The sequence below is a fragment of the Meiothermus sp. genome (genome assembly GCF_025056915.1).
Taxonomy (GTDB): Bacteria; Deinococcota; Deinococci; order Deinococcales; family Thermaceae; genus Meiothermus.
Window position 1 is genome coordinate 1 of the sequence record NZ_JANWVH010000183.1, and the last position, 585, is coordinate 585.

A 585-nucleotide genomic window follows, 5' to 3' on the forward strand; every position below is an offset into this window, starting at 1 on the left:
GCCCTGGTAGAAGCGGCGACCCGGCCGACTGGATCGACGGATGCACCGGATGACTTTTTCGCCTTCCGGTCCGTACTTCAGGTAAATGCGGAGGATGCTCCCCGGCTCGCCGGGGGCCGCTCCCACCTGGAATTCGCCGTTCTCGTACTTGCCCACCTGGTAATCGAGGATGAAACCCTCGTTCTTCAACACCTGGGCGATGTTGACCTTCAGCTTTGTCGCCTTCATCTCCGCCGCAGGACGCTCGATCGCATTCGCATTGCGAATCCGGGTGAGCATATCGGCAATCGGATCAGTCATCATGGCAGTTGGTCACATGCACCAGGTTTGACACCGTTCTGATTTTCCACCTCGGCCGGCCCCGGCAATGCCCCGCCCACAGCGGGCCGTTCGCGGGGCCGATTTCCTCGCGGCAGCGATGCCTGCCGGTCCGCGAGGCTTATCCCCATGTCTGCTCCACGACGCTTTGGCTTCCTTTCTCCGGCCGTCGACTCGTTCCTCAATTCGTTCCGTTCTACGGTCCGGAATCATCGCTGGATCCAATCCCCGGGCATCGCCCCGGGGGACGATGGCAGCATGATTCCC

1 protein-coding gene is annotated in these 585 nt (G+C 61.7%); it reads right to left on the reverse strand.

The window, feature by feature from the left end:
- Positions 1 to 300 (reverse strand): 30S ribosomal protein S8 (gene rpsH, locus NZN28_RS14565; protein WP_295399380.1); only part of this gene is annotated, 300 nt, incomplete at its 3' end.
- Between the last annotated feature and the right edge of the window lie 285 nt (positions 301 to 585).